Source organism: Tersicoccus solisilvae, from assembly GCF_014643255.1.
In the GTDB taxonomy this organism is placed as follows: Bacteria; Actinomycetota; Actinomycetes; order Actinomycetales; family Micrococcaceae; genus Tersicoccus; species Tersicoccus solisilvae.
Genome location: NZ_BMJI01000017.1, coordinates 20,425 through 42,476 on the forward strand (window position 1 = coordinate 20,425; position 22,052 = coordinate 42,476).

General features: G+C 72.0%; 20 protein-coding genes. 8 read left to right on the forward strand and 12 right to left on the reverse strand.

What is annotated here, in order from left to right; genetic code table 11:
- Positions 1 to 33 precede the first annotated feature (33 nt).
- The 3 genes from IEX22_RS11980 to IEX22_RS11990 are packed head-to-tail and all read left to right on the forward strand — an operon-like array spanning position 34 to position 2,836.
- Positions 34 to 834, forward strand: coding sequence for a TetR/AcrR family transcriptional regulator (locus tag IEX22_RS11980; RefSeq protein WP_229659996.1), 801 nt, complete (start codon positions 34 to 36; stop codon positions 832 to 834).
- Complete coding sequence (locus tag IEX22_RS11985) at positions 831 to 1,997, forward strand: ABC transporter ATP-binding protein (protein WP_188668643.1); 1,167 nt, start codon at positions 831 to 833, stop codon at positions 1,995 to 1,997. The genes IEX22_RS11980 and IEX22_RS11985 overlap by 4 nt, the downstream gene beginning before the upstream one ends.
- Positions 1,994 to 2,836: an ABC transporter permease subunit gene (locus tag IEX22_RS11990; RefSeq protein ID WP_188668644.1), complete on the forward strand. Its 843-nt coding sequence runs from the start codon at positions 1,994 to 1,996 to the stop codon at positions 2,834 to 2,836. Before IEX22_RS11985 ends, IEX22_RS11990 begins: the two co-directional genes overlap by 4 nt.
- A gap of 36 nt (positions 2,837 to 2,872) precedes the next feature.
- Here the strand turns inward: IEX22_RS11990 and IEX22_RS11995 are convergent, their stop codons facing one another.
- Positions 2,873 to 3,844, reverse strand: coding sequence for a universal stress protein (locus IEX22_RS11995; RefSeq protein WP_188668645.1), 972 nt, complete (start codon positions 3,842 to 3,844; stop codon positions 2,873 to 2,875).
- Positions 3,845 to 4,025: 181 nt separating this feature from the next.
- On the opposite strand from IEX22_RS11995, the gene IEX22_RS12000 reads away from it, so the two are divergent.
- Positions 4,026 to 5,531, forward strand: coding sequence for an NCS2 family permease (locus IEX22_RS12000; protein WP_188668646.1), 1,506 nt, complete (start codon positions 4,026 to 4,028; stop codon positions 5,529 to 5,531).
- Between the two features lie 75 nt (positions 5,532 to 5,606).
- On the opposite strand, the gene IEX22_RS12005 is transcribed toward IEX22_RS12000, so the two are convergent.
- The 4 genes from IEX22_RS12005 to IEX22_RS12020 are packed head-to-tail and all read right to left on the reverse strand — an operon-like array spanning position 5,607 to position 9,247.
- A complete protein-coding gene (locus IEX22_RS12005) occupies positions 5,607 to 6,236 on the reverse strand; it encodes a CoA transferase subunit B (protein ID WP_188668647.1) in 630 nt (209 codons plus the stop codon).
- Between the two features lies 1 nt (position 6,237).
- A complete protein-coding gene (locus IEX22_RS12010; protein WP_229660004.1) occupies positions 6,238 to 7,020 on the reverse strand; it encodes a CoA transferase subunit A in 783 nt (260 codons plus the stop codon).
- Between the two features lie 50 nt (positions 7,021 to 7,070).
- Positions 7,071 to 7,868: a 3-hydroxybutyrate dehydrogenase gene (locus IEX22_RS12015; protein ID WP_188668649.1), complete on the reverse strand. Its 798-nt coding sequence runs from the start codon at positions 7,866 to 7,868 to the stop codon at positions 7,071 to 7,073.
- Positions 7,865 to 9,247 (reverse strand): MFS transporter, encoded by a 1,383-nt coding sequence (locus IEX22_RS12020; protein WP_188668650.1) that lies wholly within the window; start codon positions 9,245 to 9,247, stop codon positions 7,865 to 7,867. The genes IEX22_RS12015 and IEX22_RS12020 overlap by 4 nt, the downstream gene beginning before the upstream one ends.
- Before the next feature lie 173 nt (positions 9,248 to 9,420).
- On the opposite strand from IEX22_RS12020, the gene IEX22_RS12025 reads away from it, so the two are divergent.
- Positions 9,421 to 10,335 carry a LysR family transcriptional regulator gene (locus IEX22_RS12025; RefSeq protein WP_188668691.1) on the forward strand — a complete coding sequence of 305 codons (915 nt, stop codon included), beginning with the start codon at positions 9,421 to 9,423 and terminating at the stop codon, positions 10,333 to 10,335.
- A 43-nt stretch (positions 10,336 to 10,378) separates the two neighbouring features.
- Here the strand turns inward: IEX22_RS12025 and IEX22_RS12030 are convergent, their stop codons facing one another.
- The 3 genes from IEX22_RS12030 to IEX22_RS12040 all read right to left on the reverse strand — a co-directional run bounded on the left by IEX22_RS12030 (position 10,379) and on the right by IEX22_RS12040 (position 12,686).
- Entirely contained in the window at positions 10,379 to 11,335 is a 957-nt protein-coding gene (locus IEX22_RS12030; RefSeq protein ID WP_188668651.1) for a zinc-binding dehydrogenase, read from the reverse strand.
- 109 nt (positions 11,336 to 11,444) lie between these two features.
- Complete coding sequence (locus IEX22_RS12035) at positions 11,445 to 12,302, reverse strand: spermidine synthase (protein WP_188668652.1); 858 nt, start codon at positions 12,300 to 12,302, stop codon at positions 11,445 to 11,447.
- 45 nt (positions 12,303 to 12,347) lie between these two features.
- Positions 12,348 to 12,686, reverse strand: coding sequence for a thiamine-binding protein (locus IEX22_RS12040; protein WP_188668653.1), 339 nt, complete (start codon positions 12,684 to 12,686; stop codon positions 12,348 to 12,350).
- Positions 12,687 to 12,781: 95 nt separating this feature from the next.
- Here IEX22_RS12040 and pta point away from each other — a divergent pair, with 95 nt between their 5' ends.
- Positions 12,782 to 14,881 (forward strand): phosphate acetyltransferase, encoded by a 2,100-nt coding sequence (pta, locus tag IEX22_RS12045; RefSeq protein ID WP_188668654.1) that lies wholly within the window; start codon positions 12,782 to 12,784, stop codon positions 14,879 to 14,881.
- A gap of 13 nt (positions 14,882 to 14,894) precedes the next feature.
- Positions 14,895 to 16,040, forward strand: a complete 1,146-nt coding sequence (locus IEX22_RS12050; protein ID WP_188668655.1) for an acetate kinase — start codon at positions 14,895 to 14,897, stop codon at positions 16,038 to 16,040.
- Between the two features lie 11 nt (positions 16,041 to 16,051).
- On the opposite strand, the gene IEX22_RS12055 is transcribed toward IEX22_RS12050, so the two are convergent.
- The 4 genes from IEX22_RS12055 to IEX22_RS12070 form a co-directional block, all read right to left on the reverse strand.
- Positions 16,052 to 17,923: a glycoside hydrolase family 15 protein gene (locus tag IEX22_RS12055; protein WP_188668656.1), complete on the reverse strand. Its 1,872-nt coding sequence runs from the start codon at positions 17,921 to 17,923 to the stop codon at positions 16,052 to 16,054.
- 4 nt (positions 17,924 to 17,927) lie between these two features.
- The gene (locus IEX22_RS12060; protein WP_229659997.1) at positions 17,928 to 18,893 is read right to left on the reverse strand and encodes a glycerophosphodiester phosphodiesterase; all 966 of its coding nucleotides are present in this window, start codon (positions 18,891 to 18,893) and stop codon (positions 17,928 to 17,930) included.
- 53 nt (positions 18,894 to 18,946) lie between these two features.
- A complete protein-coding gene (locus IEX22_RS12065; RefSeq protein ID WP_188668657.1) occupies positions 18,947 to 19,837 on the reverse strand; it encodes a DUF4383 domain-containing protein in 891 nt (296 codons plus the stop codon).
- A 243-nt stretch (positions 19,838 to 20,080) separates the two neighbouring features.
- A complete protein-coding gene (locus tag IEX22_RS12070; RefSeq protein ID WP_188668658.1) occupies positions 20,081 to 20,530 on the reverse strand; it encodes a DUF4383 domain-containing protein in 450 nt (149 codons plus the stop codon).
- Positions 20,531 to 20,699: 169 nt separating this feature from the next.
- Here IEX22_RS12070 and IEX22_RS12075 point away from each other — a divergent pair, with 169 nt between their 5' ends.
- The gene (locus IEX22_RS12075; protein ID WP_188668659.1) at positions 20,700 to 22,010 is read left to right on the forward strand and encodes a DUF445 domain-containing protein; all 1,311 of its coding nucleotides are present in this window, start codon (positions 20,700 to 20,702) and stop codon (positions 22,008 to 22,010) included.
- Positions 22,011 to 22,052: the final 42 nt, after the last annotated feature.

A 22,052-nucleotide genomic window follows, 5' to 3' on the forward strand; every position in this document is an offset into this window, starting at 1 on the left:
CCGTTCGTTGAACAGGTGTTTAGCATGCTGAACATGCGTTCAATGCACGCGGCCGCCGGTGCCGACGACGACCTCACCACCCGGGCGAGGATCCGCGACGCCGCCGTCACCCGGTTCGCCCGCGACGGGTTCCACCGCACGACCGTGCGGGCGATCGCCGGCGACGCCGGCGTCAGTGCCGCCCTGCTCATCCACCACTTCGGCAGCAAGGAAGGGCTCCGGCAGGCGTGCGACGAGCACGTCCTCGGCTGGTTCGTCGGTCAGGCCCGCGCCGAGGCCACCACCGAGGGCCTGCGCACCGTGCTGGCCCAGTTCCAGGCCGATCCCGACCGGTACCGGCTGCCGATGGACTACATGGCCCGCGCGATCATGGAGGGGACGGCGACGGGGGCCCAGTTCGTCGACACCATGATCGACGAGACCGAACGGTACGTGGTGGCCGGCATCGCGGACGGCTCCGTCCAGGACGTGGCCGATCCCCGGGCGATGGCCGTGTACATCGCCGCCGGCAGCCTCGGCCTGCTGCTCGCGCCCGCCCACCTGGCCCGCAGCCTCGGCGTCGACCCCGACGGACCCGACCTGCTGCGACGGATCAGCATGCCGGCCCTTCAGCTCTACACGACGGGTTTCTACACCGACGACACCGTGCTGCGACTGGCCCAGGAATCGGCCGCCGCGACGGCCGACCCCGCCGACGTCACCGACGCCGGGCCGCCCGGACGACCCTCGCGGGTGGACGGCCGCGGCGGCACGCGCGTGTCCCCGGCTGCCGCCCCGCCCCAGGGGCGCACCCGTCCCGGTGCGCCGGCGACGACCTCAGGAGAGCAACGATGAACGGCAAGCATGCCGCCCCCGACCCGACGGGCGCGGCGCAGACCATCCGTGCGGACGGAGCCGGACCCGTCTCCGCCATCGCACACCCGACGACCGCCGTCACCCAGGCGGCCACCGGCACCGGACCGGCCTCGGGCGCGGTCGGTGGCGACGCCATCGAGGCGGTCGGCCTGACCAAGCGGTTCGGCCGCCACGACGCCCTGCGGCAGGTCGACTTCGCCGTGCCGCGCGGAAGCGTGTACGGACTGATCGGACCGAACGGCGCCGGCAAGACGACGACGATGCGGATCCTGCTCGACATCATCCGGCCCACCTCCGGGCGGACGAGCCTCGCCGGCACGGACAGCCGCACCGGCGGGCCGGCGCTGCGCCGACGCGTCGGGTACCTCCCCGGCGAGCTGATCCTGCAGGGCCGGATCAGCGGGCGCCGCCTGCTCTCGCACTACGCCGCGGTCTCCGGGCCGGTCCCGCGCGGTCGGATCGCGGACCTCGCCGACCGCCTGCGGCTGGACCTGGACCGTCCGGTGCGCAAGCTCTCGAAGGGCAACAAGCAGAAGCTCGGCCTGATCCAGGCGTTCATGCACGACCCGGAGGTGCTGGTCCTCGACGAGCCGACCAGCGGCCTCGACCCGCTGATCCAGCGGGAGTTCCTCGCCATGGTCCGGCAGGCCCGGGACGAGGGGCGCACCGTCCTGCTCTCCTCCCACGTGATCAGCGAGATCCAGGAAGCGGCCGACGCCGTCGTCATCCTGCGGGACGGGGTCGTCGTCGAGGTCGCCGGTGTCGAGCACCTGCGCCGCTCGGCGGTGCGCCGGGTGCGGCTGCAGGTGCGGGACGGCGACGGGCGGGCGCTGGACGATGCGCTCGCGGATGCCGGCCTGACGTCCGTCGTGCTGCACCCCCGGGACGGCGTGGTCGACGTCGAGGCGGAGGCGGGCGGTCCGGTGCAGCCGCTGCTGCACGCGCTGGCCGGACTGCCCGTGACGGACCTGGTGCTCGAGGAGCCGGACCTGCAGGACGCGGTGCTGCGGCTCTACGGGCCTGATCAACACGGGCCCGAACAGCGCGGCTCGGACCACCGGGGCCCGGACCTGCTCGACCCGTCGCCGTCCAGCACGGTGCGGCCGGCGACCGAGCACGAGACGACGGAGGCGGGACGATGAGCACGGGAGAACTGAGCCGGGCGGACGCCCGCGGGAGCGGCCGTCAGGTGCTGCCGCTGTTCGTGGTGGCCCTGGAGAGCAGCTGGCGCTCGGTCGCCGGCTGGTGCGTCGGGCTGGTCGCGGCGCTGTGCCTCTACCTCCCGCTGTATCCGTCGATCGGCGGCGGTCAGCAGATGCAGCAGCTGATCTCGTCGCTGCCGAAGGAGCTGGTCCGCACCCTGAACTACGACCAGATCGGCTCCGGGCCCGGTTACGCGCAGTCCACCTTCTTCGGGCTGATGGGCTTCGTGCTGACGACGATCGCCGTGATCGCGTGGGGTGCCGCGGCGGTCGGCGGTGACGAGGAGTCCGGTCAACTGGAACTCACGCTCGCCCACGGCGTGACCCGCCCGCAGGTGGTGCTCGAGCGCTTCGCCGCCCTGGTGGTGCGGATCGCCGTGCTGGTGCTGGTGGTGTTCGTGACCGTGCTCGTCCTCAACGGGCCGTCACAGCTCGGCCTGGACGTCGGCCACCTCGCGGGGACCTGCCTCGAGTTCGGCCTGCTGGCCCTGCTGACCGGCACGACGGCGCTGGTCGCGGGCGCGGTCACCGGACGACGCGTGTGGGGCATCGGCGCGGGCACCGCCGTCGCGGTCCTGGGGTACGTGTTCAACGCCCTGGGCAACCAGTCGGAGGACCTGCAGGGTCTGCACGCGTTCTCGCCGTACCACGCGGTGTACGGGCAGAATCCGCTGGCCAACGGCGCCGACGGCGCAGTGGTGCTGGCCCTGGTGGTGGCGTGCGCCCTGCTCGTCGGGCTGGCCGTGGCCGTGTTCAGCCGCCGGGACGTCGGGCGTTGAGGCCCGCCGGATCGACCGGACGGTGACACCCGCCGGTCAGGCCATCGGACCGTAGGACGGGCGGTCCGCCAGGCGGGGGTCGTCCCGGTCCGGAACGACCATCACCGGGCCACGGGCGTGCGCCTGCACCCCACGGCTGGTCGAGCCCAGCAGCATGCCGGCGAACCCGCCGCGGCCGCGGGTGCCCAGCACCACGAGCGTCGCCGAGGCGGACGCCTCCACGACGACGTCCACGGGGACGCCGTCGAGGATCTCGAAGGAGATGTCCAGGTCCGGGAAGTGGTGGGCGAGCCAGCGGGTGCCGGCCTCCATCTGCTCGTGCACGTCCTGTCGCATGCCGTCCCGGTCCAGCGGGGCCGGCACCCAGGCCATCGAGGCGGTGATCGGCGGCAGCGCGCACAGCAGCCGCAGCGGCAGCCCCGCGCGCTGCGCCTCCTCCGCGGCGACGATGACGGCCATCCGGGCGTGCTCGGATCCGTCGACGGCGGAGACGATGACGTCCTCCACCCGCTGCGCCCGCTTCCCGGCGGGCGGGACGGTGACGATCGGGCAGTGGGCGTGGGCCGGCAGGGCACCGCTGGTCGAACCGAGCAGGCGGCCGACGAAGCCGCCGCGCCCGCGGGAGCCGACGACGACGAGCTGCGCCCGGTCCGACCAGGAGAGCAGCACTCCGGCCGCGTCGCCGGACTCGACCACGGGGTGCACCTCGATCCCGTCGGTGTCCGCTCCCTGGAGGGCGGAGTCGAGCACGGCCGCGGCGCCGTCGCGGATGATGGTGTCGTCGATGGTGGCGTACCCGCCGTCCATCCCGGAGGCGGCGAAGATCGGCACGCTGTAGGCGGTCACCGCGACCAGGGGCGCCCGTCTGCTCCGCGCCTCCCCGACGGCCCACGCCAGGGCGGCGAGGCTGTGGTCGGATCCGTCGATGCCGACGACGACCGGCAGGGGGTCGGAGGGGTCGAGCCCGGGCGTGGGCTCGGGGGTACCGGTTCGGGGCTGGTCGGTCATGGCATCCTCGCTCTCCGTGATCCGCTCGACCGCCCGCTCGACGGTCGTGCTCCTGGTCCGAGGGTACCGTCGCTCCACCGCGCCGTGAGGTGTTCGTCACGCTCGTCCGGCAGGACCGATCTCCGCCGTGATCGAACGGTTACGATTCATGAGCACTCGGCACGGGCGGAGGACCACCAGCATGAGCGGACATTCACCGGCACCGGCCGGCAGCGGAACCGGCGCGGGCACCGGTACGACGGTGCGGCCCCGCGGCCGCTTCGACCGGTTCTTCCACATCACCGAGCGCGGCTCGACCGTCTCCCGCGAGGTCCGCGGCGGGCTGGCCACCTTCTTCGCGATGAGCTACATCGTCGTGCTGAACCCGCTGATCCTCGCCGGCCCGGACTCGGCCGGCACCATGCTCGGCATTCCCCGGGTCGCGGCGGTCACCGCCCTCGTGGCCGGCATCATGACGCTGCTGATGGGGCTGTGGGCCCGGTACCCGTTCGCCATCGCGACGGGCCTGGGCGTCAACGCGCTGGTCTCCATCACCGTCGCCACCCACCCTGGCATGACCTGGCCGGACATGATGGGCCTCGTCGTCCTGGCCGGCCTGGCGATGCTCATCCTCGTCGCCACCGGGTTCCGGGAGGCGGTGTTCCGGGCGGTGCCCGAGGGCCTGAAGACGGCGATCGTCGTCGGTATCGGCCTGTTCATCGCCCTGATCGGGCTGGTCAACGCCGGGTTCGTGCGGCGTGTCCCGGACGCCGCGGGCACCACCGTCCCGGTCGGGCTCGGCTTCGACGGCAAGCTCGTCGGCTGGCCGACCCTGGTGTTCCTCTTCGGCCTGGCGCTGACCATCGCCCTGGTGGTGCGCAAGGTGCGCGGCGCGATCCTGATCGGCATCATCGCGGCCACGGTGCTGGCCAACATCCTCGAGGCCGTGTTCCACATCGGGCCGACGTTCCTCGGCCCGGACACCCCACCGAACCAGCAGGGCTGGTCCCTGGTGGTCCCGTCAATGCCCGCGTGGTCCGCTCCGGATCTGAGCCTGATCGGCAACGTCAGCCTCTTCGGCTCGTTCGCGCACCTGGGCGGCGTCTCGGCCCTGCTGCTGGCCTTCGTCATCCTGCTCAGCATCTTCTTCGACGCGATGGGCACCATGGTGGGTCTGGGCAACGAGGCAGGCCTGACCGACGAGCGCGGCAACCTGCCGCGGGTGAACCGGGTGCTGATGGTCGACGCGCTCGGTGCGGTGGCCGGTGGCGGCGCCTCGGTCTCGTCCAACCAGATCTTCGTCGAGTCGGGCGCCGGCATCGGCGAGGGCGCCCGCACCGGGTTCGCCAACGTCGTCACCGGGGTGCTGTTCCTGCTCGCCATGTTCCTGACGCCGCTGATCTACCTGGTGCCGTTCGAGGCGGTGGCCCCGGCCCTCGTCGTCGTCGGCTTCATGATGGCCTCCCAGGTGGGGCGGATCGACTGGACGGACGTCGGGATCGCGCTGCCCGCGTTCCTCACCTTCGCCCTGATGCCGTTCACCTACTCCATCGCCAACGGCCTGGGCGCCGGTTTCGTCACCTACACGCTGATCCGGCTGGTGCAGGGCCGCGGCCGGGACGTGCACCCGCTGATGTACGTGGTGGCCGGGGCGTTCGTCCTGTTCTTCGCCGTCGGCGCGATCCAGCAGGTGGCCGGCATCTCCTGACGAGGCACGGCCCACGCGCGGCAGGTCCCGGTTCCCCGCGGGGAACCGGGACCTGTCGCGTTCGGCGAGCTGGTTTCAGTCGGTGACGGGGGCGCCCGTCCGCTGCCGGATCTGCTCCGCCGTGACGTCCGGGGCCAGCTCGACCAGCGCCAGCCCGTCGTCGGTGACGTCGAGCACTCCGAGGTCGGTGATGATCCGGTTGACGACCTTCGCGCCGGTCAGCGGCAGGTCGCACTCCGTCAGGATCTTCGGGGAGCCGTCCTTGGCGCAGTGGTCCATCAGCACGATCCGGTGCTTGGCGCCGTGCACCAGGTCCATGGCGCCGCCCATGCCCTTGACCATCTTGCCGGGGATCATCCAGTTCGCCAGGTCACCGGTGGCGGAGACCTGCATGCCGCCGAGGATGGCGACGTCGATCTTGCCGCCGCGGATCATGCCGAAGCTGACCGCCGAGTCGAAGAACGAGGCGCCCGGCAGGGTCGTCACGGTCTCCTTGCCGGCGTTGATCAGGTCGGGGTCGACGGCGTCCTCGGTGGGGTAGGGCCCGACGCCGAGGATGCCGTTCTCGGACTGGAACATGATGAACCGGCCCTCGGGGATGTAGTTCGGCACCAGCGTCGGCAGCCCGATGCCGAGGTTGACGAACGCGCCGTCGGGCAGCTCCTCCGCCGCGCGGGCCGCCATCTGCTCGCGAGTCCAGGCCATCTCAGTTCCCTCCTTCGCGCGCGTCCGTGTCCGCGGCAGTCACCGTGCGCTTCTCGATCGGCTTGGCGATGTCGGTGCCGACCGGCAGGATCCGGTGCACGTAGACGCCCGGCAGGTGGATCTCGTCGGGGTCCAGCTCACCCGGCCCGACGACCTCCTCGGCCTGGACGATGCACACCTTCCCCGCCATCGCCGCCAGCGGGTTGAAGTTCCGGGCCGCCTTGTTGAACACGAGGTTGCCGTAGACGTCCGCCTTCAGCGCGTGCACGAGGGCGAAGTCCGCGACGATCGCCTCCTCGAGCACGAACTCCGTGGTGTTGCCGCCGTGGTCGAACTCGCGCACCTCCTTCGTCGGCGAGGCGACGGCGATGCCGCCGTCGGCGTCGTACTTGCGGGGCAGCCCGCCCTCGGCGATCTGCGTGCCGACGCCGGCCTGGGTGAAGAACGCCGCGATGCCGGAGCCGCCGGCGCGCAGTTTCTCCGCCAGCGTGCCCTGCGGCATCAGCTCGACCTCGAGCTCGCCGGAGAGGAACTGACGGGCGAACTCCTTGTTCTCGCCCACGTAGGAGGAGAACATCTTGCGGATCCGGCCGGCCATCAGCAGCACGCCGAGTCCCGCTTCGTCGACGCCGCAGTTGTTGGACGCGATGGCCAGGTCGGTGGCTCCGGAGGCGAGCACTCCGTCGATGAGCACCTGCGGCACGCCGCAGAGGCCGAAGCCGCCGACGGCGAGGAGGGCGCCGTCGCCGATGCCCGCGACGGCCTCCTCCACCGTGCCGACCACCTTGCTGCCGGGTCGCTGGGTGAGCGACTCCTCACTCGTGCTGGTCTGGCTCACCGTGCGCTCCATCCGCCGTCCATCGTGTACGAGGCGCCGGTCACCATCCCCGCGTGCTCGGAGACCAGCCACAGCGCCAACGATGCCACCTCGTCGGGCTCCACCAGCCGCTTGATGCTGCTCTCGGTGAGCATGATCTTCTCGACCACCTCGTTCTCGGCCAGGCCGTGCAGCTTCGCCTGGTCGGCGATCTGGTGCTGCACGAGCGGCGTGTTCACGTAGGCCGGGTTGATGCAGTTGCTGGTCACGCCGTGCGGGCCACCCTCCAGGGCGGTGACCTTGGAGAGTCCCTCGAGCCCGTGCTTGGCGGCGACGTACGCGCTCTTGTAGGCCGACGCCCGCAGGCCGTGCACCGAGGAGATGTTCAGGATCCGGCCCCAGCCCCGCGCGTACATGTGCGGCAGCGCCGCGCGGATCAGCATGAACGGGGACTCGAGCATGAGGGTGATGATCCGCCGGAAGTCGGCGGGGTCGAACTCCTCGATCGGACTGACCCGCTGGATGCCGGCGTTGTTGACGAGGATGTCGATCGCGCCGTCCGCCGGCGGCCGGGCGAGGGCGTCGAGGTCGGCCAGGTCGACGGTCCAGGGCGTGCCGCCCGTCGCGTCGGCCACCTCCCGGGCGCCGGCGTCGTCCCGGTCGGCGGCGATGACGTGGGCGCCCTGGCCGGCCAGGGCGCGGGCGATGGCGGCGCCGATCCCGCTCGCGGCGCCGGTGACCAGGGCGGTGCGCCCGGTCAGGTCGGCGGCCGCGGCGGGCGCGAGGGCGGTGGTGGGGTGGTCGGTGGTGCTCACACGGTTCCCTTCTCGGCCAGCAGGCGCTCCCGGTCCTCGTCGTCGACGTCGTGCAGGGAGATGCCCCGCGTCTCCTTGATCCACGCGACGGCGGCGAGGGTGATGACGCAGGCGATCGCGAGATAGATCGCGATCGGCACCGAGGAGTGGAAGTCCTTGAGCAGCCACGCGCCGATGGTCGGCGCCAGCGAACCGGCGATCAGCGACGTCACCTGGTAGCCCAGCGAGACGCCGGAGTAGCGCATCCGGGTCGGGAACATCTCGGCCATGATGGCCGGCTGGCCGGCGTACATCAGGCCGTGGAACAGCAGGCCGATCACGATGGCGGCGAGGATGACGAAGGTGCTGCGGGTGTCGAACATGGGGAAGGCGAAGAACCCCCAGGTGGCCGAGAGGACGGCACCGACGGCGTACACCGGGCGCCGACCCACGCGGTCGGTCAGCCCGCCCCACACCGGCACGGTGATGAAGTGGATGGCGTGGGCGATGAACATCAGCCCGAGGATCTCGGCGGTGTTGACCTTCAGCTGCGTCAGGTAGAAGAGGGAGAACGTGACCACCAGGTAGTACATGATGTTCTCGGCCAGCCGCAGGCCCATGGCACCGAACACGCCCTTGGGGTAGCGGCGGAACACCTCGGCGACGCCGTAGGACTGGGCCTTCGACTCCTCGACCTCGCTCTGGACCTCCTGGAAGATCGGGGCGTCCGTGATCCGAGTGCGGATGTAGTAGCCGATGACGACGATGACGGCCGAGAGCCAGAACGCGATCCGCCAGCCCCAGCCGAGGAACTGGGCGCTGGTGAGCGTGGACGAGAGGATCCACAGCACGAGGGTGGCGAGCAGGTTGCCACCGGGCACGGCGGCCTGCGGCCACGCGGCCCAGAAGCCGCGGCGCCGGTTGGGCGCGTGCTCGGCGACCAGCAGGACGGCGCCACCCCACTCGCCGCCGACGGCGAAGCCCTGCAGGAAGCGCAGCACGACCAGCAGCACGGGCGCGGCGTAGCCGATCACCGAGAAGTCGGGCAGGCAGCCCATCAGGAAGGTCGAGACGCCGACCAGGATGATGGAGAGCTGGAGCAGGTGCTTGCGCCCGAACTTGTCCCCGAAGTGGCCGAAGACGATGCCGCCGAGCGGCCGGGCGATGAAGCCCACCGCGTAGGTGAGCATGATCTGGATGAAGCCGTCGATCTCGCTGGTGCCCTGGGGGAAGAAGGTCTTGTTGAAGACGAGGGCGGCGGCCGAGGCATAGAGGAAGAACTCGTACCACTCCACGACGGTGCCCGCCATCGAGGCGGCGACGACGCGCCGGAGGTCCCGCCGGTCCGGGTTGGGGTCGCGCCGGGCGGACGCATCCGCCAGGTTGCTCTGGGTGCTCATGTGTACTCCTGTCGACATCGCCATCGACGCCGGTGCGAGGGTGGCCCGGGCCGGGTTCTCCGGAGGGGGCGGCCGGTGTGATCCACACCACCGACTGACCAGCAGTGTAGGGAGACGACCGGGGCGCGGGGCAATGACCAGCCGGGCACAGAGGATCTGCAAGAATGCAGATCATGACCGCCGTCGCCGGACCCACGCCTCTCCCGATTGCAGATGACCTGCTCGTCTTCCTTGCCGTCGCCCGGTCCGGGACGTACGTCACCGCCGCCGACGACCTGGGCATGAACCACACGACGGTGTCCCGTCGGGTGGCGGCACTGGAGCGACGGCTCGGCGGCCGGCTGCTCGCGCGTTCGCCCTCGGGGTGGGAGCTGACCGAGCTGGGCCGGTCCGCGCTGGCGGAGGCCGAACAGGTCGAGGCCGCCGTCGCCCGGCTGCGCGGCACCCGCGAGGCGCCGGCGCTGAGCGCGGTGATCCGGATCAGTGCGACGGACGGCTTCAGCGCCCTCGTCGTCCCGCCCGCGGTCACCCGGCTGCGTCGACGGCACCCCGGCATCTCCCTCGAGGTGGTCACCACCACGCGCCGCGCCCTGCAGCACCGGACCGGCCTGGACCTGGAGGTCGTGGTGGGCAAGCCGGAGGTGCGCCGGGCGGAGGCGCTGTGGCTCGCCGACTACCGGCTCGGCCTCTACGCGTCCCGGGCCTGGCTGGCGGAGCACGGGACACCGGAGACGGTCGCGGAGCTGACGGGCGCCCCGCTGGTCTACTTCATCGACTCGATGCTCAGCGTGGACCCCCTGGACGCCGCCCCGCGGATCCTGCCGGCCATGCGGGACGCGCTGACGTCGACCAACGTGTTCGTGCACGTGGAGGCGACCCGTGGCGGTGCCGGGTTGGGGCTGCTGCCGTGCTTCATCGCCGACCGGCACGACGACCTGGTCCGGCTGTTCCCGGCCGAGGTCTCCGAGACGCTCGGGTACTGGCTGGTCAGCCGCCGGGAGGCGCTGCGGCAGCCGGCCGTCGCGGCCTTCGTGACCGAACTCCGCGCGCAGGTGGACCGGATGCGGGACGTGCTGCTGGCGCAGTGACGGCGCGGTCGGCCGGCCGGGGACGCCGTCGAGCCGGTCGCGGTCAGTCGTACATGGCGATGAAGCGGCCGATCACGCCGCCGGCGCGGAGCTTGTCGATCGCGTCGGGGATGTCCGCCTGGGTGATGTGGTTCATCGGCGGGGTCAGCTGACCCGACCGCATCAACTCGTAGATGCCGGCGAGGTCGTCCTTCGTCCCGGACTTCGACCCCTTGATGGTGAGCTGGTTGATGATGATCGGGTAGGTGTTGATGGTCGACTCGAGCCGGCCCATGCCGACCTGGACGAGCGTGCCGTACTCTGCGAGCGCCTCGATGGCCGCCGACGTCGTCGTGCCGAACCCGGCGTAGTCGACGATCAGTTCGAGGCCTTCGTCCTTGAAGGCGTCGATCGACTCGGCCACGTCCACCAGACCGATCTCGTCCTTCAGCTCGCGGGTCTTCGGATTGACCTCGGCACCGTAGACCTTCGCGCCGGACAGCGCCGCGGACCGGGCACCGATGTAGCCGAGGCCGCCGAGGCCGATGACGCCGACCTTCATCCCCTCCGTCGCCCCGCCGACCGCCATGATGGCGTGGTAGGCGGTCAGCCCGGCGTCGGTGGCCATCGCCCCGAGGTCGAACGGCACCTCGTCGGGCAGCGCGACCAGGTTGTCGTCGGTGGCGCGCAGCTTCGGGGCGAAGCCGCCGTCCCACTTGCCGTAGCCGAGGGCGTCGCCGTCGGACATCACCGGCGCGAGGCCGACGCGGTCGCCGACCGTCCAGTGGTCCATGCCCTCGCCGACCTCGCTGATGACACCGGCGGACTCGTGCCCCATGGTGCGGGGCAGGCCGTGCTGGAAGAGGGCCATCCACCCCGGGTCGTCCAGGGTGGTCACGTCCGAGTGGCAGACGCCGGAGGCCTTGACGTCGACGACCACCTCCCCGGGGCCGGCGTGCGGCTCCTCGACCTCGTTCAGTTCCAGCGGCTTCCCGGTTCCGGTGAACTGCCATGCCTTCATCCCTGCACCCTCATCTCTGTCGAGTCTGGGTCTTCAGCGCGTCCGGCGTCGGTGCCGGACCGCCCTTCCAGCCTAGGGATGTGGTGGGATCTGTCGAGCGGGCCGGGAATCAGTCGACGCGCGGGCGGGAGCCGGCCGCGAAGCGGCGCACCTGGGCGTCGTCCCACACCTGGGCCGGCACGGCATCGGTCAGCAGCGTCCGCCGCAGCGCCGGGGACGGCTCGAGCGGGGCGTGCGAGCCGGCGAGGATGATGTTGCCCCAGCGGCGGCCCTTGAACATCGGCGGGTCCGCGATGGCCACGGTGTGCTCGAAGACGGCGGCGATGGTCGCGGCCTCCCCACGGGCGAGCGCGAGGTCCGGGCGGTCCCCGCAGTTGGCGACATAGACGCCGCCCGCAGCGAGCAGCGCGTCGACCGCCCGGGTGAACTCGAGCGTCGTCAACGGTTCGGGGGTCACGGCCCCGGCGAACACGTCCCGGATGACGACGTCGCGCGTGCCCGGGGTCAGCGATTCGGTGACGGCGCGGGCCTCCCCCACCCGCAGCCGGAGCATCGGGGCGCGCGGCAGGTCGAACCGGTCGCGGACCAGGGCGGCGAGCGCGGCGTCGATCTCGACGACGACCTGCCGACTGGCCGGGTAGACGGCGTTCGCCCAGCGGGCCAGCGAGCAGCCGGCCCCGCCCAGGTGCAGCAGGCGCAGGGGGGCTGATCCGTCGGTGAACCGGTCCCGCAGCAGCGCGGCGATCCACCGCATGTACTCGAAGTCCAGCTCGGCCGGCTCGCCCGGCACCCAGTGGGAGGAGAGGACGCCGTTGACGAGCAGCTGCCAGGCGCCGTCCCGGTAGGGGTCGGGCACCAGTTCGGCGGTGCCGGTGTCGATCGGGTAGACGCCGGCGACCGGTCCGACGTCGTCCGCGGCGATCTTCGTCGACGCCTCGGCGTCGCGGCGCCCGCGACGGCGGGCCATCAGCGGGAGGCCGTCATCGCGTCGTCGGGCGGCGGGCCGCTCGGCTCACGCCGGCGACCCGTCCGCCAGCAGCCCCTCGACCCGCTCCACCTTGCCGGTGAGCTCCCCGGTGTGACCGGGCCGGATGTCGGCCTTGAGCACGAGGGAGACCCGGCTGCCGTAGCGGCCCACGGCCTCGGTGGCGCGCTTGACGACGTCCATCACCTCGTCCCACTCCCCCTCGATCTCGGTGAACATCGAGCTGGTGTGGTTCGGCAGCCCGGACTCGCGGACGATCCGGACGGCCTCGGCGACGGCGGTGTGCACGGACGCGTCGCCCTCACCGGCACGCAGTGCGGGATCGGACGGGGTGCCGGCGGGGGACACGGAGAAGGCGACGATCATGCGTCCCAGTGTGTCACCGGTGGCCACCCCTCGCCCGCCCGGCCCGGGCCGCGGCATCGGCTGCAACAATGGGGGCAATCGAGCGAAGGAGCACCATGGCACGCGGGATCTATGTCAGCGCCATGACGCAGGGCGCCGGCCTCAACCTCGTCTCCCTCGGTCTGGCGGACTCGCTGTACAAGCGGGCCGACCGGATCGGGTTCTTCCGGCCGATCACCCCGGCCGCGAGCCCGGCGGAGGACTCGATGGTGGCGCTGATGCGCTCCTCCTTCGGGCTGACGGAGGCCACCGCCCGCGCCGGGATGACGGCGAAGGACGCCCGCGCCCTGCTGATCGCCGGGGAGCGGGACGAGATCGACGCCCGCTCGGTCGCCCTGTTCGGGGAGATCGCCCGGGAGTGCGACATCGTCCTGGTCGAGGGCACCAACCTCTCCGGGCAGGACGCGGCCGTCGAGTTCGACCTGAACGGCCGGCTCGCCAACAACCTCGGCTGCCACGTCGTCGGCGTCGTCTCCGGCCGGGGGCGCACGGTCGAGGAGACCGCCGACGCCGTCGACGTCGCGCGGCGCAGCCTGCAGTCCGAGAACGTGTCCGTCCTCGCGATGCTGGTCAACCGCGTGGACGCGGACGACGTGGACGCCGTGATGGCGACCGTGCGCCCCGGCAGCACCCGGCGCCCCGTCTATGTGATCCCGGAGATCCCCTCGCTCGGGCTGCCGTCCGTGGTCGAGATGGAGCGGGCGCTCAAGCTGGAGCGCGTCACCGGCCCGGAGGGTCCCACCCGCGACATCAGTGGTGTCAAGGTCGCGTCCATGGAGGGCGGCAACTTCCTCAGCGTGCTCGACGACGGCAACCTCGTCATCGTCTCCGGGGATCGGTCCGACGCCATCCTCGCCGCGACCGCGTCGGCGATGACGCCGCAGTTCCCCGTGCCCTCGGCCATGGTCCTGACCAATGGGCTGACGCCGAACCCGCTGGTCACGCGCCTGCTCACCCACGCCGCGTTCCCCGTCTTCCTCTCCACCGCGGACACCTTCACGACCACCCGGCAGGTGGTGCAGGTGCAGGGCGACCTGGCCACCGGGCAGCCGCGCAAGATCGCGGCCGCGCTCGGGGCGTGGCACCGGCAGGTCGACGGCTCCGAGCTGCTCGCCCGCCTCGACCTGCCCCGGCCGGAGAAGATGACGCCCCTGCGGTTCCTGCACGGCCTGATCGAACGGGCCCGCTCGCAGCGCCGCCACATCGTGCTGCCCGAAGGCACCGACCCGCGCATCCTGCACGCCGCGGAGATCCTGCACCGCCGCGACGTGTGCGACCTGACGCTGCTCGGCCCCGAGCAGGACGTGCGCGACGTCGCCGCCCGGGAGGGCGTGGACCTGACCGGGCTGACCGTCATCGACCCCGCCACGAGCGAGCTGCGGGAGCGGTTCGCGGAGGAATACGCGCGGCTGCGCGCCCACAAGGGCGTCGACCTCGCCCGGGCGCGGGAGGTGATGCTGGACGGCTCGTACTTCGGCACCATGATGGTCCAGCTCGGCGAGGTGGACGGCATGGTCTCCGGCGCCGCGCACACGACGGCGAACACCATCCGGCCGGCCCTCGAGTTCGTCAAGACGCGGCCGGACGTGCGGATCGTCTCCAGCGTGTTCTTCATGCTGCTGGCCGACCGGGTGCTCGTGTACGGGGACTGCGCGGTCAACCCGGAACCGGACGAGGAGCAGCTCGCCGACATCGCCCTGGCCTCGGCGCAGACCGCCGCCCAGTTCGGCGTCGACCCCAAGGTCGCGATGCTCTCCTACTCGACCGGCGGCTCGGGCGCGGGCGGCGCCGTCGATGCTGTGCGGCGTGCCACCGAGCTGGTGCGGGAACAGCGGCCGGATCTGGCCGTCGAGGGACCGATCCAGTACGACGCCGCGGTCAACGCCTCCGTCGCCGCCTCGAAACTGCCGGGCTCCACGGTGGCGGGCCAGGCCACCGTCTTCATCTTCCCGGACCTGAACACCGGCAACAACACCTACAAGGCGGTGCAGCAGTCCTCCGGAGCGGTCGCCGTCGGGCCCGTGCTGCAGGGGCTGCGCAAGCCGGTCAACGACCTCTCCCGCGGCTGCACGGTGGAGGACATCGTCAACACCGTGGCGATCACCGCCATCCAGGGCCAGACCGACACCCGGACCGCAACCTCCCCCACCGACTGATCGAGAGGCCACCATGCTCGTGCTCGTGCTGAACTCCGGCTCGTCCTCCGTCAAGTACCAGGTGCGGCAGGTCCCCGACGCCGGGGACGACGGCGGCGGCGAGGTCGTCACCTCGGGCCTGATCGAGCGGATCGGCGAGGCGGAGGTGCCCGACCACCAGCACGCCCTCGACCTGCTCACCGACCGGCTCGATGACGAGCTGGGCGGCCGGGCCCTGGACGCCGTCGGGCACCGGGTGGTGCACGGCGGGGAGCGGTTCTCCGGGCCGGTGCGGATCACCAACGAGATCACGCGCGAGATCGAGCGGCTCTCCCCGCTCGCCCCGCTGCACAACCCCGCCGCGGTGCTCGGGATCCGCGCCATCACCCACTCGCTGCCGGACCTGCCGCAGGTCGCCGTCTTCGACACCGCGTTCCACCGCACCCTGCCCGAGCACGCGTGGCGGTACGCGCTGCCGGACTCCCTCTATGCGGAGCACGGGGTGCGCCGGTACGGGTTCCACGGCACCAGCCACGACCTGGTCACCGGTGCCGCTGCGGCCTTCCTCGGCGTCGACCGGGGCTCCTTCGCCGCGGTGATCGCGCACCTGGGCAACGGCGCGTCGGTGACCGCCATCAGGGACGGCGTCAGCGTCGACACGTCGATGGGCTACACGCCGCTGGAGGGACTCGTGATGGGCACCCGGTCCGGCGACGTCGACCCGTCCGTCATCACCCAGCTGATCGTGCGCGGCAAGTACACCGCGGAGGAGATGGACCGGCTGCTGAACAAGGAGTCCGGCTTGAAGGGGCTCTCCGGGAAGGCGGACATGCGGGCCGTGGACGAGGCCGCGCGCGACGGCGACCGGAACGCGGAGCTGGCCCTGGACGTCGCGAGCTACCGGCTGGCCAAGTACATCGGGGCGTACCACGTGGCGGTCGGCGGCGCCCGGGCCATCGTGTTCACCGCCGGCATCGGGGAGAACGCGGCCGGCTTCCGGGCCCGTGTGGTCGGGCGTCTCGGGGCGCTGGGGGTGACGCTGGACGCGGACGCCAACGACGCCCGGGCGAAGGACGCCCGACGGATCAGCGGGCAGGACTCGGCCATCCCGGTGCTGGTGGTCCCGACCGATGAGGAGCGAGCCATCGCGGAGGCGACGGCGGCGCTGGTCACCGGCTAGGCGTACCTCGGTCAGGACGCGTGGCCGGAGACGGACCGCGGCCAGCGGTGCTGACCGTCCCGGCCGCGGTTCGGGTCGTACCCGCCGAGTGCGTCCGACGCCCGGATCAGGGCGAGGTGCGAGAAGGCCTGCGGGAAGTTGCCCACCATCCGGCCGGTCTCCGGGTCGAACTCCTCGGAGAAGAGCAGCAGGTCGTTGGCGCACGCGGTGACGGCGTCCATCAGGGCGACGGCCTCCCGGTTCCGGCCGGTCATCGCCAGCTGCTCCACCAACCAGAACGAGCAGGCCAGGAACGGGTGCTCCCCCGGGGTCAGCCCGTCGTCGGCGTGCTCGGTGCGGTAGCGCAGCACGAGGCCACCCGGACCGCGCAGCTCACGTTCGATCCGCGCCACGGTGCCGAGCATCCGCGGGTCGTCGTACGCGATGAACCCCACCTGCGGCAGCTGCAGCAGCGAGGCGTCCACCTCGGTGCCGTCGTAGGTCTGCACGAACGCGTTCGTGGCCGCGTCGAACCCGCGGGCCAGGATCTCGTCCCGCAGCCGGTCGCGGATCCCCGTCCAGCGAGCGGCGGGCCCCGGCATGCCGTGCTCGTGGACGGCGCGCACCCCCTGGTCGAAGGCGGCCCACATCATCACCCGCGAGTGGGTGAACCAGTGCCCGTCGCCGCGCATCTCCCACAGCCCCTGGTCCTTGCGGTCCAGGTTGCGCTCGGCGAAGCGGAGCAGCTCGCGCTGCAGGGACCAGGAGAACTCGTCCTCGGCCACGCCGACGCCACGCAGCTTGCCGAGGGCCACCATGACCTCGCCGACGACATCGGCCTGGTACTGGTCGACGGCGCCGTTGCCGATGCGTACGGGGGTCGACCCGGCGTACCCGGTCAGGTGGGGCAGCTCCCGCTCCTCGAGGTCGCGTTCCCCGGCGACGCCGTAGACGATCTGCAGGTCCTCGATGTCCCCGGCGACGGCGCGCAGCAGCCAGTTCCGCCACTGCAGGGCCTCCTGCGCGTACCCGTGGTCGAGCATCGACTCCAGGGTCAGCGCGGCGTCGCGCAGCCAGCAGAACCGGTAGTCCCAGTTGCGCTCGCCGCCGAGGGACTCGGGCAGGGAGGTGGTCGCCGCGGCCACGATCCCGCCGGTGGCCTCGTGGGTGAGCGCCCGCAGCACCAGCAGCGATCGGCGGACCCAGGCGTCATGCGCTCCCGTGTTCGTCGCGCGTTCCGTCCAGTGCTCCCAGTAGCCGATCGTGTGGGCCAGCGCGGCATCGACGTCGAGGCGCTCCGGCACCGGCAGGTGGGAGCGGAACCAGGTCAACACCAGGTCGACCCGCTCGTCGGCGTCGCCGGTGTCGTCCGCCGTGACCCGGACGGTGCCGCGGTGGCGCCGGTCCGAGCCGGTCGGCAGGTCCGGCTGACGCAGGGCCACCGCCTCGGGGCCGCCGATGGCCACCAGGGCGGGTGTGCCGTCCGGGCCGGCCACGCGGCGCACCCACGGCACCGTGCGGCCGTACCCGAACCGGATCACGAGGTCCTCGGTGAACTCGACCGTCCCGGTCAGCGCCTCGACCCGGCGGACGACGTCGGCGGCCGGCCGGCCGCCCGCGTCCTGCCCGATGGGCATGAACTCGGTGACCCGCGCCGTCCCGGTCGTCGTCGCCCAGACCGTTTCGAGCACGAACGTGCCCGGCAGGTAACGGCGTTCGCGGACCGTGCCGTCGACCGCGCGCAGCGACCAGCGGCTGCGGTGGGGATCGCCGAGCAGGGCGGAGAAGAACGACGGTGAGTCGAACCGGGGAAAGGCGAGCCAGTCGATGCTGCCGTGCCGGGAGACGAGCAGGCCCGCGTGCAGGTCCGAGAGGAACGCGTAGTCGCGGATGGGGGTGGGCACGCGTTCAGCCTCGCGGCGCGGCGGCGGAGTCGGTGGGGCCGGTGGGCGCGGTGCGGAGCCAGGCCAACAGCTCGGCCGGCCGGTTGGTGGTCAGCTCCTGCACCCCGAGGTCGAGGCAGGCGCGGGCGTCGTCGGCGTCGTCGACGGTCCACACGCGCAGCACCGCACCGGAGCCGACCCACCGCTCGATCCGGCGGGGGTGGCGCCGCACGTAGGCCACCCCGGGCCCCACCAGTCCGACGCGCTGGTTGTTGATCACGACGTTCGCCTCGGAGAACAGGCGCCGCAGGTACCGGGTGACGATCGCGCGCATCACCGGGCCGAGCAGCTCCTTGGTCCGCAGGTCGTGGATGGACACCTCGTCGATGAGCTGGCACACGTGATCGCTGTTCACCGTGGCCAGCAGGTAGTTGACCGCCTCCGCGGAGAAGCTCATGAAGGAGACGGCGATGTTGGCCAGGCGGCAGGTCTCCGGGTCCAGGCCCCGCCGCATCAGCGCGGTGAGCACCGTCTCCTCCAGGCCGCGCCCCGCGGCGCTCGGGTGTTTGAGCTCGATCGCCAGGCCGACGGGCCGGCCGTGCGCCAGCAGCAGGTCGATCAGCTCGTCGAGGGTGAGCAACTGCTCCGAGCGGGCGCCGAACCGAGTGGGGATGGCGGCTCCCTTCCAGGAACTCACGTCGAGCCGGCGCATGGCGGCCAGCGTGACGTCGGCGACGTCGCCGGTGCCGTCGGACGTCCGGTCCAGCGTGTCGTCGTGCCACAGCACCGGGTGGCCGTCGCGGGTCAGGTGCACGTCGCACTCGACGCCGTCGGCGCCGTCCTCCAGCGCCTGCAGATAGGCGGCGCGGGTGTGCTCGGCCCAGCGGGCGCTGGCGCCGCGATGGGCGTACACCGCGGGGCGCGCCACGGCCGGCGTCGTCGTCGGATCGGTCGACGGGCTGCTCGTCGGGTCGGTCAGCGGCTCCCTCACGGTGCCGACTCTAGCGGCCCCACCCGGGCGCGAACCGGAGGCCGGGGTTCCCGTCAGCCGACGATCTCGCGGCTGACGACCCGGCGCCGGCCCACCAGCAGGCCGAGCAGCACCATGACGACCCCGAGGCCGAGGTGCAGCCAGTTGTCCGCATCGTTGACGGGCACGATGTTCAGGGCCGTGTCGTGGCCGAAGAGCAGGCCGAGCAGCCACAGCGCCAGGTAGATGATGCCGCCGCCGATGAGGAACGTCCGGGCGGCGCCCGCGGTGCGCGACATCAGCAGGCCGACGACGCCGAACGCCAGGTGGATGACGTTGTGCAGGACCGACACCTGGAAGATGCCGAGCAGCAGGGCGCCCGAATCGTGGCCGGCGAGCGTCAGGCGGTCGACGCCGGTGGTGACGCCGGGGACGAAGCCGAGGATGCCGACGACGAGGAAGACGAGGGCGACGACGGCGGCGGCGGTGCGGGCGATGCCGCGGCTGGCGCGGGTGCGCTCCTTGACGATCCGCTCCGTGGTTCCCGTGCGGCGCCGGTTCTCGTCCACCTCGCGGTCGCGATCACGGCCGCCGCTCCGGTCTTCGTCGGCGGCGTCACGGTCGCGGATGCGTGCGGCGCTGCCGATGTCGGCACGCGGGTTCCCGCCGCGATCTTCGTTGCGGTCACCCCGGCTCCACTCATCGTTCCGGTCACGGGAACGCGGTCCCGGGCCGGCAGCGGTGGCGCTGCCCGCGCTGTCCCGGCGGTCCGTGCCGCCGTGGCGGCCGGTCGTGTCGTCATCGAACCGGCCCTCGAGGTTCTGGCGATCCGTGAATTGACTGTCCGTGTACTGGCCCGTGTCCTGGCCGTCGGCCTGCCGGCCGCCGGCGGGGGCCGGGTCGATCCGGCGCGGGTCGTCGGCCCCGTCGCCGCGCTCGGGCGGGCGATTGACGCTGCTGCTCATGGTCGTCTCCTCCGTCGGACCGCACCGTCGTCGGTGTGGTCGGTGATCGATGGTCAGGTCGATGGCGAACGGAACGGGTGGAACCTGGTGCTGCGCTCACCGGCCGCCGGGGCCGTCGGTGTGGGCACGATGCTACTCGTCACGTGGTCTCCACCGTCAGCACGCCCGGGTTGACCCGCCGCAGACACCACCGGCCGGATGACGACGTGCGTCACCCGGCCGGTGGTGGTGGCTCGCTGGTGGTCAGACGGTGCGGCGCGTGGCGACCCGTCGTCCCAGCAGCAGTCCGAGGGCGAGCATGCCGACGCCGAGGACGAAGTGCAGCCAGTTGTCCGCGGTGTTCAGCGGGACGAAGTTGGCCGCCGACTCCTGACCGATGAACAGGCCGTAGAGCCAGAGCACGAGGTAGATCACTCCGCCGCCGACGAGGAAGTTCTTGGCCCCGGCGTCACTGCGGGACAGCGCGATCCCGGCGACACCGAACAGCAGATGCACGATGTTGTGCAGGATGGACACCTGGAACAGCCCGAGCAGCATGGCCTCCGAGTGGTGGCCGCCGAACATCAGGGCGCCGTAGTTGGTGGTGAGACCCGGGATGAAGCCGAGGATGCCGACGAGCAGGAAGACGGCGCCGACGAGCAGCGCGACGGTCTGCACGGGCGCCCGGCCGGTGCGAGTGTGAGTGGTGGTCATGGCCCCTCCTCCGATGACGGATGGGCAGCGGTCGCTGCCCGTTCACCGAGGTATTCGGTATGCCCACCCTAGCGGATTGTCAGCACACTGATTGTTTCGATTCCGCGACGGTTTCCCGGCTCGGCTCGATGGACAGGCGGCGCTCGGCTGGGCGCGCGAAGATGGGGGCATGACGACGACGAGCAACGCCCCGACCGCGACCGAGCCGGCAGCACCGCCGTCCGGTGATGACGCCGTCCGGGCGGCCGCGCTGCGCCGGATGAAGACCCTGGCGACCGCGCTGCTCGTCGGCCTCGCCGTCGTCTTCGTCGTCGCCTTCGCCCTGCAGGGCCGCTACCCCTGGCTGCAGTACGTGCGGGCCGCGGCCGAGGGCGGCATGGTCGGCGCGCTGGCCGACTGGTTCGCCGTCACCGCGTTGTTCAAACGGCCGGTGGGCCTGCCGATCCCCCACACGGCGATCATCCCGCGGCGCAAGGACGCGATCGGGGCCTCCCTCGGCGATTTCGTCGAGTCGAACTTCCTGTCCGAGCCGGTGGTGCGGGGCAAGCTCGCCGAGGCGCAGGTCTCCCGTCGGGCCGGCCGATGGCTCGTCACCCCCGGCGAGGACGGCCGCACCGGCGCGCAGACCGTCACGGCGGAGGGCGCCGTCATCATCCGTGGTGCCCTGACGCTGCTCAAGGACGACGACGTCGCCGGCATGATCGAGAGCATGGTCCGCCGGCACGTCATCGACCCGCCGTGGGGTCCGCCGCTGGGCCGGGTGGCGCACGAGCTGTTCGTCGACGGGCACCACCGGCCGGTGGTCGACATGCTGGTCGACCGGGCCGAGCAGTGGCTCGACGGCAACCAGGGCACCGTCATCGACCTCGTCACGGAGCGGTCCCCCTCGTGGGTGCCCTCGATGCTCGACGGCGTCGTCGGTTACAAGGTGCACAGCGAGGTGCTCAAGTTCGTCCGGGCCGTGCAGGCCGACCCGCAGCACAAGGTGCGCCGCTCCATCGACGACTACCTGCTGCGCCTCGCGGACGACATGCAGCACGATCCGGCGATGATGGCTCGCGTCGACCGGATCAAGGAGAGCACCTTCGACGATCCGCGGGTCCGCGGCTTCGCGGCCACGGCCTGGGAGCAGGCCAAGGCCGCTCTGCTGACCGCGGTCTCCGATCCGGACAGCGACCTCTCGCGGCGTTTCACCGGTCTGGTGACGGAGTTCGGTCAGCGGCTGTGCGACGACGACGAGCTCACGGCCAAGGTCGACGGGTGGCTCGGCGACACCGCGGCCTATCTGGTGAATCGATACCGGCACGAGGCGGCGTCCATCATCACCGACACCGTGCAGCGCTGGGACGGCGAGGAGACCTCCGCGAAGATCGAACTGCAGGTCGGCAAGGACCTCCAGTTCATCCGGATCAACGGCACCGTGGTCGGCTCGCTCGCGGGCCTGGTGATCTTCGCCGTCGCTCACGCCGTCTTCGGATAGGGCTCCGCGGCGTTCCGACCCGCCGCGAGTCAGCCGGTTTCG

Coding starts and splice junctions, on each gene's coding strand:
- IEX22_RS12075 (WP_188668659.1), top strand. CDS start 20,700: ATGACGACGACGAGCAACGCCCCGACCGCGACCGAGCCGGCAGCACCG.
- pta (WP_188668654.1), top strand. CDS start 12,782: ATGGCACGCGGGATCTATGTCAGCGCCATGACGCAGGGCGCCGGCCTC.
- IEX22_RS12025 (WP_188668691.1), top strand. CDS start 9,421: ATGACCGCCGTCGCCGGACCCACGCCTCTCCCGATTGCAGATGACCTG.
- IEX22_RS12050 (WP_188668655.1), top strand. CDS start 14,895: ATGCTCGTGCTCGTGCTGAACTCCGGCTCGTCCTCCGTCAAGTACCAG.
- IEX22_RS11980 (WP_229659996.1), top strand. CDS start 34: ATGCGTTCAATGCACGCGGCCGCCGGTGCCGACGACGACCTCACCACC.
- IEX22_RS12000 (WP_188668646.1), top strand. CDS start 4,026: ATGAGCGGACATTCACCGGCACCGGCCGGCAGCGGAACCGGCGCGGGC.
- IEX22_RS12070 (WP_188668658.1), bottom strand. CDS start 20,530: ATGACCACCACTCACACTCGCACCGGCCGGGCGCCCGTGCAGACCGTC.
- IEX22_RS12020 (WP_188668650.1), bottom strand. CDS start 9,247: ATGAGCACCCAGAGCAACCTGGCGGATGCGTCCGCCCGGCGCGACCCC.
- IEX22_RS11985 (WP_188668643.1), top strand. CDS start 831: ATGAACGGCAAGCATGCCGCCCCCGACCCGACGGGCGCGGCGCAGACC.
- IEX22_RS12005 (WP_188668647.1), bottom strand. CDS start 6,236: ATGGCCTGGACTCGCGAGCAGATGGCGGCCCGCGCGGCGGAGGAGCTG.
- IEX22_RS11995 (WP_188668645.1), bottom strand. CDS start 3,844: ATGACCGACCAGCCCCGAACCGGTACCCCCGAGCCCACGCCCGGGCTC.
- IEX22_RS12030 (WP_188668651.1), bottom strand. CDS start 11,335: ATGAAGGCATGGCAGTTCACCGGAACCGGGAAGCCGCTGGAACTGAAC.
- IEX22_RS12035 (WP_188668652.1), bottom strand. CDS start 12,302: ATGGCCCGCCGTCGCGGGCGCCGCGACGCCGAGGCGTCGACGAAGATC.
- IEX22_RS12040 (WP_188668653.1), bottom strand. CDS start 12,686: ATGATCGTCGCCTTCTCCGTGTCCCCCGCCGGCACCCCGTCCGATCCC.
- IEX22_RS12065 (WP_188668657.1), bottom strand. CDS start 19,837: ATGAGCAGCAGCGTCAATCGCCCGCCCGAGCGCGGCGACGGGGCCGAC.
- IEX22_RS11990 (WP_188668644.1), top strand. CDS start 1,994: ATGAGCACGGGAGAACTGAGCCGGGCGGACGCCCGCGGGAGCGGCCGT.